This is a genomic window from Siccirubricoccus deserti, assembly GCF_014283215.1.
Lineage (GTDB): Bacteria > Pseudomonadota > Alphaproteobacteria > Acetobacterales > Acetobacteraceae > Siccirubricoccus > Siccirubricoccus deserti.
On record NZ_JACOMF010000002.1, the window covers coordinates 187,619 to 202,905 of the forward strand.

13 protein-coding genes are annotated in these 15,287 nt (G+C 71.6%); 2 read left to right on the forward strand and 11 right to left on the reverse strand.

All coding sequences use genetic code 11. The features are described from left to right. Nucleotides 1-59: 59 nt before the first annotated feature. The 4 genes from H7965_RS02590 to H7965_RS02605 all read right to left on the reverse strand — a co-directional run bounded on the left by H7965_RS02590 (nucleotide 60) and on the right by H7965_RS02605 (nucleotide 5,676). Nucleotides 60-1,082: a glycosyltransferase gene (locus H7965_RS02590; RefSeq protein ID WP_186768969.1), complete on the reverse strand. Its 1,023-nt coding sequence runs from the start codon at nucleotides 1,080-1,082 to the stop codon at nucleotides 60-62. After that, the gene (locus tag H7965_RS02595; RefSeq protein WP_229682399.1) at nucleotides 1,079-1,576 is read right to left on the reverse strand and encodes a gluconokinase; all 498 of its coding nucleotides are present in this window, start codon (nucleotides 1,574-1,576) and stop codon (nucleotides 1,079-1,081) included. The genes H7965_RS02590 and H7965_RS02595 overlap by 4 nt, the downstream gene beginning before the upstream one ends. After that, the gene (gnd, locus tag H7965_RS02600; protein ID WP_186769089.1) at nucleotides 1,573-2,550 is read right to left on the reverse strand and encodes a phosphogluconate dehydrogenase (NAD(+)-dependent, decarboxylating); all 978 of its coding nucleotides are present in this window, start codon (nucleotides 2,548-2,550) and stop codon (nucleotides 1,573-1,575) included. Before gnd ends, H7965_RS02595 begins: the two co-directional genes overlap by 4 nt. 153 nt (nucleotides 2,551-2,703) lie before the next feature. After that, on the reverse strand, nucleotides 2,704-5,676 hold the full coding sequence (locus H7965_RS02605; protein ID WP_222440435.1) for an FAD-dependent oxidoreductase: 2,973 nt from the start codon (nucleotides 5,674-5,676) through the stop codon (nucleotides 2,704-2,706). A 43-nt stretch (nucleotides 5,677-5,719) separates the two neighbouring features. On the opposite strand from H7965_RS02605, the gene H7965_RS02610 reads away from it, so the two are divergent. Then, the gene (locus tag H7965_RS02610) at nucleotides 5,720-7,129 is read left to right on the forward strand and encodes a M20/M25/M40 family metallo-hydrolase (protein ID WP_186768970.1); all 1,410 of its coding nucleotides are present in this window, start codon (nucleotides 5,720-5,722) and stop codon (nucleotides 7,127-7,129) included. 53 nt (nucleotides 7,130-7,182) lie between these two features. Here H7965_RS02610 and H7965_RS02615 read toward each other — a convergent pair whose 3' ends face one another. The 7 genes from H7965_RS02615 to H7965_RS02645 form a co-directional block, all read right to left on the reverse strand. Continuing rightward, nucleotides 7,183-7,551: an ABC transporter substrate-binding protein gene (locus H7965_RS02615; protein WP_186768971.1), complete on the reverse strand. Its 369-nt coding sequence runs from the start codon at nucleotides 7,549-7,551 to the stop codon at nucleotides 7,183-7,185. Nucleotides 7,552-7,615: 64 nt separating this feature from the next. Further along, nucleotides 7,616-8,548, reverse strand: coding sequence for a dimethyl sulfoxide reductase anchor subunit family protein (locus H7965_RS02620; RefSeq protein WP_186768972.1), 933 nt, complete (start codon nucleotides 8,546-8,548; stop codon nucleotides 7,616-7,618). Next, the gene (locus H7965_RS02625) at nucleotides 8,545-9,315 is read right to left on the reverse strand and encodes a 4Fe-4S dicluster domain-containing protein (protein WP_186768973.1); all 771 of its coding nucleotides are present in this window, start codon (nucleotides 9,313-9,315) and stop codon (nucleotides 8,545-8,547) included. The genes H7965_RS02620 and H7965_RS02625 overlap by 4 nt, the downstream gene beginning before the upstream one ends. Beyond that, nucleotides 9,312-12,185, reverse strand: a complete 2,874-nt coding sequence (locus H7965_RS02630) for a molybdopterin oxidoreductase family protein (RefSeq protein WP_186768974.1) — start codon at nucleotides 12,183-12,185, stop codon at nucleotides 9,312-9,314. The genes H7965_RS02625 and H7965_RS02630 overlap by 4 nt, the downstream gene beginning before the upstream one ends. A 168-nt stretch (nucleotides 12,186-12,353) precedes the next feature. Next, nucleotides 12,354-13,055, reverse strand: a complete 702-nt coding sequence (gene dnaQ, locus H7965_RS02635; RefSeq protein ID WP_186769092.1) for a DNA polymerase III subunit epsilon — start codon at nucleotides 13,053-13,055, stop codon at nucleotides 12,354-12,356. Next, on the reverse strand, nucleotides 13,052-13,639 hold the full coding sequence (gene coaE / locus H7965_RS02640; protein ID WP_186768975.1) for a dephospho-CoA kinase: 588 nt from the start codon (nucleotides 13,637-13,639) through the stop codon (nucleotides 13,052-13,054). The genes dnaQ and coaE overlap by 4 nt, the downstream gene beginning before the upstream one ends. Then, on the reverse strand, nucleotides 13,636-14,496 hold the full coding sequence (locus H7965_RS02645; RefSeq protein ID WP_186768976.1) for a shikimate dehydrogenase: 861 nt from the start codon (nucleotides 14,494-14,496) through the stop codon (nucleotides 13,636-13,638). Before H7965_RS02645 ends, coaE begins: the two co-directional genes overlap by 4 nt. A gap of 61 nt (nucleotides 14,497-14,557) precedes the next feature. On the opposite strand from H7965_RS02645, the gene H7965_RS02650 reads away from it, so the two are divergent. Further along, entirely contained in the window at nucleotides 14,558-15,286 is a 729-nt protein-coding gene (locus H7965_RS02650; RefSeq protein ID WP_186768977.1) for an FkbM family methyltransferase, read from the forward strand. Nucleotide 15,287: the final 1 nt, after the last annotated feature.

Sequence of the window (15,287 nt, forward strand, 5' to 3'; positions counted from 1 at the left end):
TCGGGTGGGCGGATAGTGCAGGGCGCGGTGGGCGGAGGAAACCGCCCCCTTGCGGAAATTCAGCCGGCGGCGGCCAACGCCAGTATGTCGCCGGCGGCCTCCGCCAGGCGGTGCGGACCGTGCCGCGCCAGGGCGTAGCGGCGCGCCTCCTTGCGGAGCGCCCGCAGCCCTACCGAATCGGCCAGCAGCGCCTCCACCGCCGCCTCCAGCCCGTCCCGCGGCACCAGCCGTACCGCATCGGTGCCGGCGAAGCGGTCCTGCACGGCGAAGCCAAAGGCGATGGCCGGGGTGCCGCAGGCGAGCGATTCGAGGATCGTCCGCGGTACCCCCTCCCAGATCGAGCTGTGGACCATGAGGCGGGAGCGTGCCAGCACCCGCAGCACCTCGGCATTCTCCAGCAGGCCGAGGAGGTGCACCTGCGGCTGCCCGGCCGCGGCGGCGGCCACCGCCTCGAAGGTCTCGCCCTCGCCGATCATCGCCAGGCGGTGCCGGTCGAAGAAGGGACGCAGGCCGATCTGGTTCTTGCGCGGCTCGAATTTGCCAACGTTCACCAGCTCGTAGAGCGGTTCCTCCGCCGCCGCATGCGCCGCATCGGCCGCTGCCCAGTCGATGTATTTGGCCAGCGGCCGGCAGGGTAGCGGGCGGCCGAGCGCCGCATGGATCGCCGCGATCTGGTCCTCGCTCTCGGCCAGCACGAAATCCACCCGCGCGAGGATCGGGTCCACCGCGATGCCGCCGAGGATCAGGCCGACACGGGTGGTGGGCGCCAGAAGGTCCAGCGCCAGCGGCACGATATCGTAGCCGATGCCCTTGAACAGCACGATGTCGGGCGGCTCGGCGGCCAGCTGCCCGATCAGCGCCGGAGAGACCAGCTGCGGCCAGGGCGCGCCGTCGTTGGCGACCGGGAAATAGCTGACCGGCACCAGCCCGCCGAAGCTTTCGGTGCGCATGGCCGGCTCGCCGGACATCCGGTAGATCGCGACGTCATGGCCCAGCCGCGCCAGCGCCTGGGCAACCATTCCCTCGCGGATTTCGCCGTAGAGGCGGGAGCCGGCATGCGACAGGACGAAGCGGATCCTCATCCCGTCGCCAGCGCCTCCAGCGCGGCGGCGAGGATCGCCTCCGGCGTCGCCGCGACCGAGAGGGTGATCGCCCCCTCCTCCGGCGCCGGCGGCTCCAGCGCGGCGAATTGGCTGGCCATCAGGCTCGGCGGCATGAAATGGCCTTCCCGCGCCGCCTGCCTCGCCATGATCAGCGCCGCCTCGCCGCTCAGGTGCAGCAGCCGCACCGCCGGCCGTCCAGCCCGCAGCCGGTCGCGGTAGCTGCGCTTCAGCGCCGAGCAGGTGACGACGCCGCCGGCGGCGCCCCGCGCATCCAGCCAGGCGCCGATCGCATCCAGCCAGGGCCAGCGGTCCGCATCCGTCAGCGGCTGGCCGCGGCTCATCTTGGCGACGTTGGCGGCCGGGTGGAACGCATCGGCATCGGCGAAATCGACGCCGAGCGCCGTGGCCAGCAGCGGCCCGATCGTGCTCTTGCCGGACCCCGACACGCCCATCACCACGACCAGCGGGGTCACGGCTTCGGCGGCTCCAGATGCCCGCCGAAGCCCTTGCGCTGGGCCGAGAGCACCTTGCCGGAGAAGCGGTCCTCGTCCCGGCTGGTGAAGCGGGCGTAGAGCGCGGCCGAGAGCACCGGCGCCGAGACCGCCGTCTCCACCGCTGCCTGCACCGTCCAACGGCCCTCGCCGCTGTCGGAGACATGGCCGGAGAAGCCCTCCAACTGCGGGTCCTGCGCCAGCGCCTGGGCCGTCAGGTCGAGCAGCCAGGAGGCGACGACGCTGCCGCGCCGCCAGGCCTCGGTGATGTCGGGCAGGTTGAGCGTGAGGCGCTGGTCCTCCGGCAGGGTGGGGCTGTCGGCGTGGTGCAGGATATCGAGGCCCTCGGCGAAGGCCTGCATCATCCCGTACTCGATCCCGTTGTGGATCATCTTGGTGAAATGCCCGGCGCCATTCGGCCCGGCATGGACATAGCCCTGCTCCGGCCGCGGGTCGCCGGTGCGGCCTGGTGTCGGCGGCGCCGCCTCCTTCCCCGGCACCAGCGCGGCGAAGATCGGGTCCAGCCGTCGCACCACCGCATCCTCGCCGCCGATCATCAGGCAGTAGCCGCGGGCCAGCCCCCAGACCCCGCCGGAGGTGCCGATGTCGAGGAAATGCAGCCCCTTCGCCCGCAGCATGGCGCCGCGGCGGACGCTGTCCTTCCACATGCTGTTGCCGCCATCGATCAGCACATCGCCGGGCGAGAGCAGCCCGGCGAGGGTCACCAGCGCCTCCTCGGTCGCCGCGCCCGCCGGTAGCATGATCCAGATGGCGCGCGGCGCTTCTAGCGCGGCGACCATTGCCGGCAGGTCGGCCACCGGCAGCGCGCCTTCCGCCCCCAGCGCCTCGCGCGCCGCGGTGTCGCGGTCGAAGGCGACGCAATGATGCCCGGCCTTCAGCAGCCGCCGCACGATGTTGCCGCCCATCCGCCCAAGGCCAACCATGCCGAGCTGCATCTTTTCCATCCCCATATCCTGGCTCTGCCGGCGGCCCCGTGGCGCCGCTTCATCATCATGGCCGGGGCTTGACCCGGCCATCCAATCACCTGTTTTCACCACACGTCCGGCTGCGCGGGTCAAGCCCGAGCATGCCGGAAACGGGTCAGCCTGCTAGCCGAACCGTGCCAGCGTGAACTCCGGCGGCACCGCATCCCGCCCCAATACCGCATCCGCCGTCATCCGGCCGGCGATCGGCGCCAAGGTGTAGCCATTGCTGGTCACCGCCTGGAACAGGCCGGGGACCCCCGGCACCTCGCCCAGCAGCGGCGCCCGGTCCACCTCCACCGCCAGCCCGGTCCAGGCGCGGAGGGCGTGCATCCCGGCCAGCGCCGGCAGCACCCGCCCGGCGACCCACAGGTTGCCCTCGATGGAACGGCGCAGGTTGCGCGGGGAACCCCGCGCATCCAGCACCCCGGGCCAGCCGCCGCCGATCAGCACATGACCGCCGTCGCCCTGCTTCAGCGACAGGTGCCGCCCGGCATGGGCGACCAGGTGGCGCATCGCCGGCGCCGCCGCCTCGGTGGCGATCACCTGCTGCACGGACCCCACCACCGGCAGGCTGACGCCGAGCATGCCCGCGATCCGCCCGGCGTAGGCGCCGCCGCAATTGACGATGCGCCCGGCGCGAATCTCGCCGGCCCCGCTCGCCACGGTGAAGCCGCTGCCGGCGCGGGCGATGCCCTGCACCTCCACCCCTTCCCGCAGCCGGGCGCCGGCGTTTCCGGCCAGCCGGCGCAGGGCGGCGGTGCCGCGCAGCGGGTCGATCTGCCCCTCGCCGGGGCTGAAGCCGGCGCCGATGAAATCCGGGCCGAGATAGGGCGCCAGGCTGCGCAGCTCATTGGCGCCGAGTAGCTGGCTGTCGAGGCCCTGGCGCCGCTCGACCGCCACCTTGGCGCGCAGCCAGGCGAATTGCGCCGGGGTTTCGGCCAGCATCAGCCCACCTTCGGTGCGGATGCCAAGCCCCTCCCCCGCCTCGACGGCAAGCTGCTTCCAGAGGGCGATGCTGCGCGGCCCGAGCGGCAGCCGGTCGATCGACGGGCCGCCCTCCTGGCTGCCGTCGAAATCATAGCTGAGGAGCTGGACATGCAGGCTGCCGGCATTGGCGGTGCTGGCCGCCATGCCCGTCTCGCCGCGTTCCACCAGCAGCACATCGGCGCCCTCCCGCGCCAGGAACAGCGCGGTGGAGAGGCCGAGGGCGCCGCCGCCGATGACCAGCACCTCGCAGGATTCCGGCCGCGGCGCGGCGGGGCGGCCGGCCCAGGCGTTGTACTGCGGCCGCGGGTAGGCCGGCCAATCGCCGCCCTCGGGCACCTCCAGCATCAGCGCGGCGGCCGGCACCGGCTTCACCGGGGCGCGCGGCGCGGCGAAGCCGGCTTCGTCCGAGGCGCCCACCAGCCGGGCGATGGCGGCGCCGCACATCCGCCCCTGGCAGCGGCCCATGCCGGCGCGCGTCGCCTTCTTCAGCGCGCCGAGGCTGCGGGCGCCGGCGGCGTGCTCGGCCCGCAGCCGGCCGGCGGTCACCTCCTCGCAGCGGCAGAGGACGGTGTCATCGGCGACCGCGGCGATGTCGAAGGGAGGCGCGGCGAAGATCCGCCACAACGCAGCCTGGAACGCCGCGGCGCGGCGCCACTCGGCCCGCGCCGGCGCACCATCCGCCGCGGCGAAGCCGAGATCCCGCGCCGCCGCCAGCCCGGCCAGCCGGCCACGCGCGAGCGCGACGCGGGCGCCGCCGATCGTCGCGCCGTCGCCGACCGCGAAGACCGCATCCAGCGAGGTGCGGCCGACCTCATCGGTGACCGTCTCCAGCCGCCCGAGCCCGCTGTCGACGAAGCGATGCGCCGCGCCGAGCGCGCGGGCCAGCCCGGTCTCCGGCTGGAAGCCGAGGTTCAGCGCGCAGGCATCCGCCGCGATCCGCTGCTCTCCCGCCGGCGTCGCCAGCCTAAGGGCGGCGAAGCGGCCGTCGCCCTCGCAGCCGAGGATGGTCGTGCCCCAGAGCAGCGGCACCTTGGCGGCGCTCAGCCTGCGCAGGATGCGGAGCCCGTCCCAGGCCAGGTCGGGCGCCGTGCGCAGCAGCCGCGCCGCGTCGCGCAGCAGGGCGAGGCCCGGCTTCGGCGCCACCTCCGCCACCGCCGCGACGCGCACGCCGCCTTCCAGCAATTCGCAGGCAAGCTGCAGGTTGAGCGGGCCATTGCCGGCGATCACCACGCTTTCCCCGGGCGAGACACGGTTGGCACGCGCCAGGGTCTGCATCGCCCCGGTCGTCATCACCCCGGGCAGGATCCAGCCGGGCACCGGCACCGGACGTTCATGCGCGCCGGTGGCGAGGATCAGCCGGCGCGGGCGGAAGGTGAAGGCGGTCTCGCCGACCACCACGGCGATCTCATCCGGCGCGAAGCCGCCCCAGACGGTGGCGCCGCCGAGCATCTCCACCCCCGCCGCCCGCGCCTTGGCGCGCAGCGCCTCGCCCTGGCGGTGCTGCGCATCGGGTGCCGCATGGGTGTGGCTGGCGGCGAGCGGCTTCAGATACTGGCCGCCGGCCTCCACGCGCTCATCCAGCAGGATGACGGCGGCACCCGCCTCGGCCGCGGCGCAGGCAGCGGCCAGCCCGGCCGGACCGGCGCCGACCACCAGCACGTCGCATGCACGCTCGGCGATGGCGGCGGGCGGTGCGGCGAGCGGTGCCGGCAGGGCGGGGATCGCGCCCTGCACCTCCATGCCGGCGGCCACCTTCACCAGGCAGGCACGCTGGCCCGGCTTGCCATCGATGGTGACGATGCAGTCGAAGCAGGCGCCCATGCCGCAATAGAGGCCACGCGGCGCGCCGCCGGCGGTGTGGCGATAGGCGAGGATGCCGGCGGCCGAGAGCGCCGCAGCCAGGGTCTCGCCCGGCAACGCCTCGATCTCCCGCCCCTCGAAGCGCAGGCGGAGCGGCGTGCCGGCGGGGCGGATGTCCTTGTGGCGCAGGCGCAGGCCCTTGCCGCTGGACGGGGTATCGGGGAAGGGGCCGCGCATCGCCGCCAGCATGCCGGGGCCGACCGCCGGGCAAAAGCCTTTCCGTGCCGCGGCCGGGGCTTCTTCCGCCATCCCGGCGGTGCCAGGATGCCGGCGCCATTGAGGGGAAATCCGCATGCCAGGGTCACGCGAAGGCGCCATTGCACGGGCCGTCGCCCGCTACGACGACGGGCAGTATCTCGCGGCCCTCCGCACCCTGGTCGCGGTGCCGACCGAGAGCCAGATGCCGCAGCGCCTGCCCGACCTCTACCGCTACTGCGCCGAGGTGCTGCCACCAATGCTGGCCGATATGGGTTTCGTCTCCACCGTGCTCGACAACCCGGAGGCGGGGCGTGGCCCGGTGCTGCTGGCGACCCGCATCGAGGATCCCGCGCTGCCGACCGTGCTGGTCTACGGCCATGGCGATGTGGTGCGCGGGCTGGCGCCGCAGTGGAGCAACGGCCGCGACCCCTGGGCGGTGACGGTCGAGGGCGACCGCTGGTATGGCCGCGGCACGGTCGACAACAAGGGTCAGCACCTGATCGCGCTGGAAGCGCTGCGCGCCGTGCTGGCCGAACGCGGCCGGCTGGGCTTCAACGCCAAATTCTTCGTCGAGACCGGCGAGGAGGTCGGCTCTCCGGGCCTTGCCGAATTCCTGCAACTGCACCGCGAGGCCTGCGCCGCCGACGTGTTCATCGCCCTCGACGGGCCGCGCCAGACCACCTTCATGCCGGAGATGTCGCTCGGCGCCCGGGGCGGCGTCGCCTTCGACCTGATGGTGGAGTACCGCGAGGGCGAGCATCATTCCGGCCATTGGGGCGGGGTGCTGGATGATCCGGGATTCGTCCTGGCCCATGCGCTGGCGTCGATCGTCACGCCGCGCGGGAAGATCCTGGTGGATGGCTGGCTGCCGCGGCAGGTGCCCGCCGCGGTGAAGGCGGCCGTCGATGCGCTGGTGTTCGAGGACATCCCCGGCCTGCCCGAAGGCAGCGCGGATTGGGGCGAGCCGGGCCTGTCCAAGGCGGAGCGGATCTACTCCTCGACCGGCGTCATTGTCCTTGCCTCGGTCTGCGGCCACCCGGATGCGCCGACCAATGCGGTGCAGGGCAAGGCGCGGGCCAGGCTGCAGGTGCGGCACACCGTCGATGTGCCGGCCGAGACCATCGTGCCGAACCTCCGCCGCCACCTCGATGCGCGGGGCTTCGGGATGGTGCGGATCGAGGAGGCGCTGAACCGTTCGATGTTCCCGGCCAGCCGCACCGATCCGGAGAACCCCTGGGTGAAGGCGGTGGCGCGGTCGATGCAGCGCACCTCCAACCGCGCGCCGAACATCGTGCCCAACTCTTCCGGCTCCTCGCCCTCGGACCTGTTCCTGAAGATCCTCGACGCGCCCTGCATCTGGATTCCGAACAGCTACCCTGGCTGCAACCAGCATGGGCCGGATGAGCATGCGCTGGCGCCGCTGCTGCGGGAAGGGCTGGGACTGATGGCCGGCATCTGGTGGGATTTCGGCACCGGCGATGCGCCCGCGGCGAAGGGTGTCTGAGACGCGGAAGGCCCGGCCGCCGCGCCACTTGTCATTTGTGATGAGGCGGTAAGTCATCCTCTCCCAGGGCTGCGCCGGCCCCTACCAGCCGGGTTGCGGGCGAAGGTGAAGACCACGTCATCCGCGGTGAAGAGCGTGCCGTTCTGGAAGCGCACGCCCTCCCGCAGCCGGAACTCCCAACTGCGGTCGTCGATGGCGCGCCACCCGGTGGCGAGGCCGGGCTGCGGCCGCTGGTCGAGATCCGGATGCACCAGCCGGTCGAGCACATGCCAGGTCAGTGCAGGGTTGGGCGATAGGCCGAAGAAATGCGGATCCATGGAGGTGAAGGCACCGCCCACCGCAATGATGAGGTCGGCCGCCTTCGCCGGCATGGCCAGCAGTCCGGCCAGGGCAAGCCCGGGCCATCGCGCCCGATGTCGCATCTCCCGGCCTCCTTGCTCTCCCCGGAACAAGGAGGCCGGAAGGCGCGCCGCCGATACAAGCGGATCAGTTTCCGCTGTAGTAGAGGGTGACGGTGTGGGTCGCCTCGGCGAACATCAGCCAGCGCTCCACCAGCAACCCGCCGAGCGCCAGCACCGCCGCCAGGGTCAGCGCCGCGGCGGCCAGCCCGCCGCCTAGCAGCAGGGCGAGCAGCGCCAGCAGCATCGGCGCGGCGAAGCCAGCAAGCAGGGTGATGTGGCGCAGCCTGGCGGCGTGCTTGCGGGCGATGCGGAAGCCCATCTCCCGCAGCAGGTAGTTGGTTTCCGTATGCGGCGGTTCGAGCGGCCGGACCTTGCCGATGAAGCCGAGGCTGGTGGCGGATTCCACCGTCGCCTCCGGCGGCGCCGCATCGATCGCCCGCCAATAGGCCCGCTTCAGCACCAGCGCCGCGCCACCGCCCAGCAGCGCCAGCACCACCGCAACGACGCCATCGCCCCAGAAGCCGCAGAGCATGGCCAGCAGCGCGGCGCCGCTGAAGGCCGAGAGCACCAGATAGCCCGGCACCACCAGCGGATGGTGCCATTGCCGGATCGGCGGCAGGGAGGCGTAGATCATACCGGTGCAGTAGACGGTGGCCACTGCCCCGGCTGCGGCCAGCAGCCCCATTGCCGCCGCCAGCCCCGGCCGGTCCGTGAGCAGCGCCAGGCCGAAGATTCCGGCCGGCACATAGGTGGCCAGCGCCGCCACCCCCTCCCGCGACAGCCAGGAGCTGCGCCATTGGCTGACGGCGCGCCAGGCCCGCCGCGGATTGCCGAGATGCGCGGTGGAGGAGAGCAGGCCAGCGGTGACGAGGACCAGCGCCAGGACCAGCGCGGTCAGGCCGAAGCCCTGCCCGCCCGGCACCAGCCCGAGCGGCCGCAGCAGCCCGAGCCAGAACAGCAACCCGTAGCCGGCACCGGAGGCGGTGGTGAAGAAGACGATCGAAGGTGCGGGGTTCATACCTGCCGCTCCGATTCCATCGCCGGCATGCGGGTCAGCACCCGGTCCACCCAGCGCAGCAGCGGGTTCTTCACATCCATATGGGTCGGCGCATCCTCCACCGGCTTGGCCGGCGGCGTGGCGCGCTTGCGCGGCGGCAGGTAGCGGTTCACCGGGCTGTAGCCCAGCTCCGGCATCAGCGGCTGGCCACCGCGCTCTGCGACCAGCCTGCTGACCGCGCTGTCGGGGTCGCCGAGGTCGCCGAAATGCCGCGCCTTGGTCGGGCAGGTCAGCACACAGGCCGGCTGGCGCTGCGCCTCCGGGATGGTCTCGTTGTAGATGCGGTCGATGCAGAGGGTGCATTTCTTCATCACCCCCTCATCCTCGTCCATCTCCCGCGCGCCATAGGGGCAGGCCCAGGCGCAGAGGCCGCAGCCGATGCAGGTGTCGGCATTGACCAGCACGATGCCATCCTCGGCGCGCTTGTAGCTGGCGCCGGTGGGGCAGACGGTGACGCAGGCCGGCGTCTCGCAATGCAGGCAGGAGCGGGGGAAGTGCACGGTGCGCCCGGCCTCGCCCTCGCCTGCCTCGAAGCTGTGGACGCGGTTGAACCAGACGCCCTCGGCGCCGGCCGAATAGGGCTTGAGGTCGGGCAGCGGCGCGCTGTGGCCGCTGGCGTTCCATTCCTTGCAGTTGGTGGCGCAGGCCTGGCAGCCGACACAGGTGTCGAGGTCGATGACGAGGCCGAGCTTCTTCTGGCCGGGGGCGATTTCGGGCAGGCAGGTCATGCGGAGCTCTTCACCGAATAGCGCAGGATGTCGGGACGGTCGGGCATGTGCGGCGGCGGGCGCAACGCATCGGGATGCGGGCTGGTGATGCCGGCCTCCTCCGGCGCCGCCTTGGTGACGCGCACCCGCAAATCGTACCAGGCGGCCTGGCCGGTGACGGGGTCGGCATTCGCGTGGCGGAAGCCGCCCTGGGCGGGCAGCCATTCGCTGATGACGTGGTTGAGCAGGAAGCCGCGCTGCGCCTCCGGGCTGTCCGGCGTCAGGCCCCAGGCGCCGGCGCGCTTGCCGATGGCGTTCCAGGTCCAGACGGTATCCGGGTTCACGCCCTCCATCAGCGCGACCTGGCATTTCAGCCTGCCGCTGCGGCTGTCCACCCAGACCCAGTCATCGGCCGCGAGCCCCATCGCCTCCGCCCGGCTGCGCGCCATGTAGAGCTTGTTGGCGCCGTGGATCTGCCGCAGCCAGGCATTCATCGAGCCCCAGGAATGGTACATCGCCATCGGCCGCTGGGTGACGGCGGAGAGCGGGAACTCCGCCAAGTCCTGGCTCGCGTGCTCCAGCGGTGCGTACCAGATGGGCAGCGGGTCGCAGTAGGTGCGGATGCGCTCGCGCAGCCTTTCGGGCGGCTGCTTGGCGCCATGGCCCTCGGCGGCAAGGCGGAATTTCTGCAGCGGCTCGGACCAGAGCTGCAGCACGATCTGGTCGGACTTCCCCATCAGGCCCATGGCCTTGGAGTGCTCCAGATAGATGCGGTTGGCGTGCTTCATCCATTCCTGCTCGGGCGGCAGGTGGTCGCGCCAGAAGCAGCCATTGTCGATGTAGCGCTGGAGCTGGTCCGGGTTGGGCTCGCCGACGCCCTTCCTGCTGCCGTCGAGGCCGCGGAAGCCGGCGAGCGGGCCGACCCCCGGCATGCGCTGGTGGTTCACGATGTAGTCCGGGTAGTCCTTGAAGCGCGGCGCGCCATCCTCCTTCACGAAGGCCGGCAGGCCGAGCCGCGCGCCCAGCTCGATCAGCACGTCCTGGAAGGGGCGCACGTCGCGGTCGGGCTTGATCACCGGCTGGCGGATCGCATCGCCCGCGCCATGCGGGCTGCCGATTGGCCGGTCGAGGATCGAGATGCAGTCCCAGCGCTCAAGGTAGGTGGTGTCGGGCAGGATGAGGTCGGCGTAGGGCACCGTCTCGCTGAAATAGGCGTCCGAGTAGATGACATGCGGGATGCGATAGCTGCCATCCGCCTTCGTCTCGGTCAGGATGCGGATCACCTCGCCCGGATTCATGGCGCTGTTCCAGGCCATGTTGGCCATGAACATGAACAGCGTGTCGATCGGGTAGGGATCCTCGGCGCCGGCATTGCCGATGACCGTGTGCATCATCCCGTGCAGCGCCAGCGGCGCTTCCCAGGAGAAGGCCTTATCGATGCGCAGCGGGTTACCCTCGTCGTCGACCAGCAGGTCATCCGGCCCATGCGGGAAGGAGAGGATATTGCCCGCCAGCGGCGTGTTCGGCTTGGCGCCCTTGCCGGCTGGCCCCGGCCCCGGCGGGATCGGCCGCGGGAAAGGCGATTTGTAGCGCCAGGAACCGGGGGTATCGACCGCGCCCAGCAGCATCTGCAGCAGGTGCAGCGCGCGGCAGGTGTGAAAACCGTTGGAATGCGCGCTGATGCCGCGCATGGCGTGGAAGGCGACCGGCCGGCCGGTGACGGTCTCGTGCCGGCGGCCCCAGACATCGGTCCAGGGCTGTTCCAGCGTGATCGCCTGGTTGAAGGCGACCTCGGCAATCTCGTCGGCGATACGGCGGATGCGGTCGGCGGTGATGCCGCAGCGTTCCGCCACCGCCTCCGGCGCGTAGTCGGGCGTGAGGTAACGCTCCGCCAGCAGATGGAAAACCGGACGGGCGCTGCGGCCATCGGGCAGGATGAAATTCCCGACCATCACCGGCGACAGGTCCGCCGCCTGCGCCTCGGTCGCGCCGCGGGCGCGGTCCCAGGCCAGTGGCTGGCCATTCGCATCACGGGCGAAGAGCCCGTCGTCGGCGCCGCCGGGATTGCGCACAACCAGCCAGGCGGCATTGGTGTAGCGCGCCATGAACTCCAGATCGATGCGATCGGTCCGCAGCAGCTCATGCACCAGGGCCAGCACGAAGAGCCCGTCGGTGCCGGGGCGCAGCCCCACCCATTCATCGGCGATGGCGGAATAGCCGGTGCGCACCGGGTTGACCGAGAGGAATTTGGCGCCGCGCGCCTTCAGCTTCGACAGGCCGAGCTTGATCGGGTTGCTGTCGTGATCCTCGGCGACGCCGAACATCAGCAGGTATTTGGTGCGCTCCCAATCCGGCTCGCCGAATTCCCAGAAGCTGCCGCCGATGGAGTAGAGCCCGCCGGCCGCCATGTTGACCGAGCAGAAGCCGCCATGCGCGGCGAAATTCGGCGTGCCGAATTGCGCCGCCCAGAAGCCGGTCAGGCTCTGCGACTGGTCGCGGCCGGTGAAGAAGGCGAGGCGGCGCGGATCGGTCTCCCGCACATGCCGCAGCCAGCCGGTCGCGGTTTCCAGCGCTTCCTCCCAGCTGATCTCGGCATATTCGCCGCTGCCGCGCGGGCCGACCCGCTTCAGGGGCGCGCGCAGCCGGGCCGGGGCATACTGGGTCATGATGCCCGCGCTGCCCTTGCCGCAGAGCACGCCGCGGTTCACCGGATGGTCCGGGTTGCCCTCGATGTAGCGGATCCTGCCATCCTTCAGATGCACCCGGATGCCGCAGCGGCAGGCGCACATGTAGCAGGTGGTGGTCTTGACCGTGTCACCCACCGGCGGCGAGTAGTCGACGCGGGCATCCGGCAACGGGCGGGTTGGCGGCGGCGTCGGCGCTTCCGGCATGCCTCTGGTGTCTCCCCTCACTGGTTGGCCGGCAAGTAACGCACGCGCCACTCCTGCGGGCAATTCTCGCGCCCGGCCGGAATTCCACGACATTATTCGTGGGATAGGGTGGCTGATGCAGATTTCACGCGAAAGCGGCGGAGTTCATTTCCCGTGTCGCCGGCAACGCTATTGTTGTGTCGCTTCCACGAAGGGCGGCGTGAGCCAGAGCGGCTCCTTCAGCCGCTTCAGGAATGCCAGATGCGCCTCCTGCTCCGCCGCGCTCGGCACGATCGGCCGCGGCGTCCGTTCGCGGGCCAGCCCGGCCACCTGGACGACCGGCGTCCTGCTGGCGGTCGCCAGGTGCAGGCCCGGCTGCTTGCCGCCCATCAGCTCCAGGTAGACCTGGGCCAGCAGCTTCACGTCGAGCAGCGCGTTATGGCTGGTGCGCATCGAGTTATCGACGCCGAAGCGGCGGCAGAGCGCATCCAGGCTGTTCGGCATGCCGGGAAAGCGCTTCTTCGCCAGCGCCAGGCTGTCCACCATGCGGGCGCGGTCAAGCGGCGCCTGGCCCACCCGGCGCAGCTCCGCGTCGAGGAAGCCGAAATCGAAGGGAGCGTTGTGCGCGACGATGGGATCGCCGGCGATGAAGCCCAGGAACTCCCCCGCCACCTCGGCGAACTTCGGCTTGCCGCGCAGCATCTCGGCGGTGAAGCCGTGGATGCGCGTGCTCTCCTCCGGCACATCGCGTTCCGGGTCCAGCAGCACGTGATAGGTCTGGCCGGTGGGGATCAGGTTCACCAACTCGATCGCCGCGATCTCGATCACCCGGTCCCCGGTCGCCGGGTCGAGGCCAGTGGTTTCGGTGTCCAGCACAAGCTGCCGCATCAGCCCCTCAGCTCCCGCACCAGCTTACGGATGCGGCGCTGCGCGAAATGCCGCGACAAGCCGGTGTGGACCAGGTGATCGGCGCGGCGGCGCTTCTCGGCATCCGGCATCTGCCGGGCCAGGATGGCGCGTAGCCGCTCCTCCGTCATGCCGGGGCGGCGCAGCACCCGCCAGCGCTGCACCGCGGCGGGGGCGGTGACCACGACTACCTGGTCGCAGCGGCCGGCGCCCTTGGTTTCGAACAGCAATGGCACGTCCAACACCACCAGCGGCTCGGCGCGGCGGCGGGCGGCGGCGATGAAGCGGCGTTCGGTATCGCGGACCAGCGGGTGCAGGATGCGCTCCAGCCGCGTCAGCGCCGCGGGATTGCCGAGCACGGCGCGGCGCAGTGCCTCCCGGTTCACCCGGCCTTGCTCCACCGTGCCGGGGAAGGCGGCGGCGATCGGCCCGACGCCGCGGCCGCCCTTCGCCTGCAGTTCATGCACCGCCGCATCGGCATCGAAGACCGGGATGCGCAGCCGGCGGAAGGTGCCGGTGGCGGTGGATTTTCCCATGCCGATGCCACCGGTCAGGCCGAGGATCTTCATGCCTGGCTGGGCGCCTCGGCCCGCAGCGGGATGTCGCCGCCGACGAAATCGCGCAGCTCATCATCGACCGCCGGCGTCACCCCGAACCAAGCGCTGAAGCCGGGCCGCGCCTGGTGCAGCAGCATGCCGAGCCCATCGACGGCGCGCAGGCCACGCGCCCGGGCGGTCGCCAGCAGCGGCGTCTCCCGCGGCACGTAGACGATGTCGGCCACCACCGCATCCGCCGGCAGCGAAGAAAGGTCGATCCGCAGCGGCGGCTGCCCCTGCATGCCGAGCGAGGTGGTGTTCACCAGCAGCTTCGCGGCGTCGAGCGGCGGGGCCTCGGCCACGGCGATCGGGCCACCCAGGGTCCGCGCCAGCGCCTCGGCCCGCGCCGGGGTGCGGTTCACCAGGGTCACCCGCGGGCAGCCGGCATCCAGCAGCACGGCGGCGATGGCCCGGGCGGAGCCGCCGGCGCCGAGGATCACCACCGGCCCGGCATCCGGCGTCCAGCCCGGCACCTGCTCGGCGCAATGCGCGAGGAACCCCCAGCCATCGGTATTGGAACCCTCGATCTGCCCGTCCCGGAACACCAGCGTGTTCACTGCCCCGGCCCGCAGGGCGGAGGGGTCCACCCGGTCGCAGACCGCGAAGGCGGCTTCCTTGTGCGGGATGGTGACATTGGCGCCGCGGAAGCCGAGGTCGGCGAGGGCCCGGACGCTATCGGCGAACCGCTCCGGCCGCACGGCCAGCGGCACATAGGCGCCGTCGATGCCATGCCGGCGCAGCCACAGCCCGTGCAGCCGCGGCGAGCGGGAATGGGCGACGGGCCAGCCGAGGATGCCGGCGAGGCTGGTATGACCGGTGAGGATCGACATGCGCCATACCAAGCCCCGGACAGGCTTGCGGTCAATGCCGGGACGGCGCCAGGGTGACGGCATGCTGCCCGATCCTGAGCTGATCTTCGATCTTGGTGCAAACCGCGGGGAGGACACCGAATTCTACCTCGCCAAGGGCTTCCGCGTGGTCGCGGTGGAGGCCAACCCGGTGCTGCATGCGGACCTCGCGGCCCGTCTCGCCGCGCCGGTCGCCAGCGGCCAACTGGTGCTGCTCAACATCGGCGTATGGGAGGCGCCGGGGGTGCTAGGCTTCTACGCCAATGCCGACAACGACCATTGGAGCAGCTTCGACCCCGCCTATGGCACGCGCCAGGGCACGCGCTACCAGGTATTAGAGATCCCCTGCCGCACCCTGCCCGCGCTGGTCGCGGAGTTCGGGCTGCCGCATTACCTGAAGATCGACATCGAGGGCGCCGACCGCTTCGCCGTCGCCCAGCTCACCGCGCTGCCGGGGCTGCCCGACTACATCTCGGTGGAGGAATACGGCGTGGCGGCGATCGATGCCCTGGCCGCCGCCGGCTATGCCCGCTTCCAGTGCCTGCCGCAAAACGACAAATCCTGGGCGGTGCCGCCGCGGCCACCGCGCGAGGGCGGCTATGCGCCGCGGCTCTCCACCGGCAAGGACAGCGGGCTGTTCGGCGCCGAGCTGCCGGGGGCATGGCTGGATCCGGCGGCGGCGCGGGCGGCCTATGTCGCCGGTATCCGGGACGAGGATTGGCGCTACGTCGGGCCGCCCGGCGAGTGGTGGGACATCCACGCCGGGCGGTAGC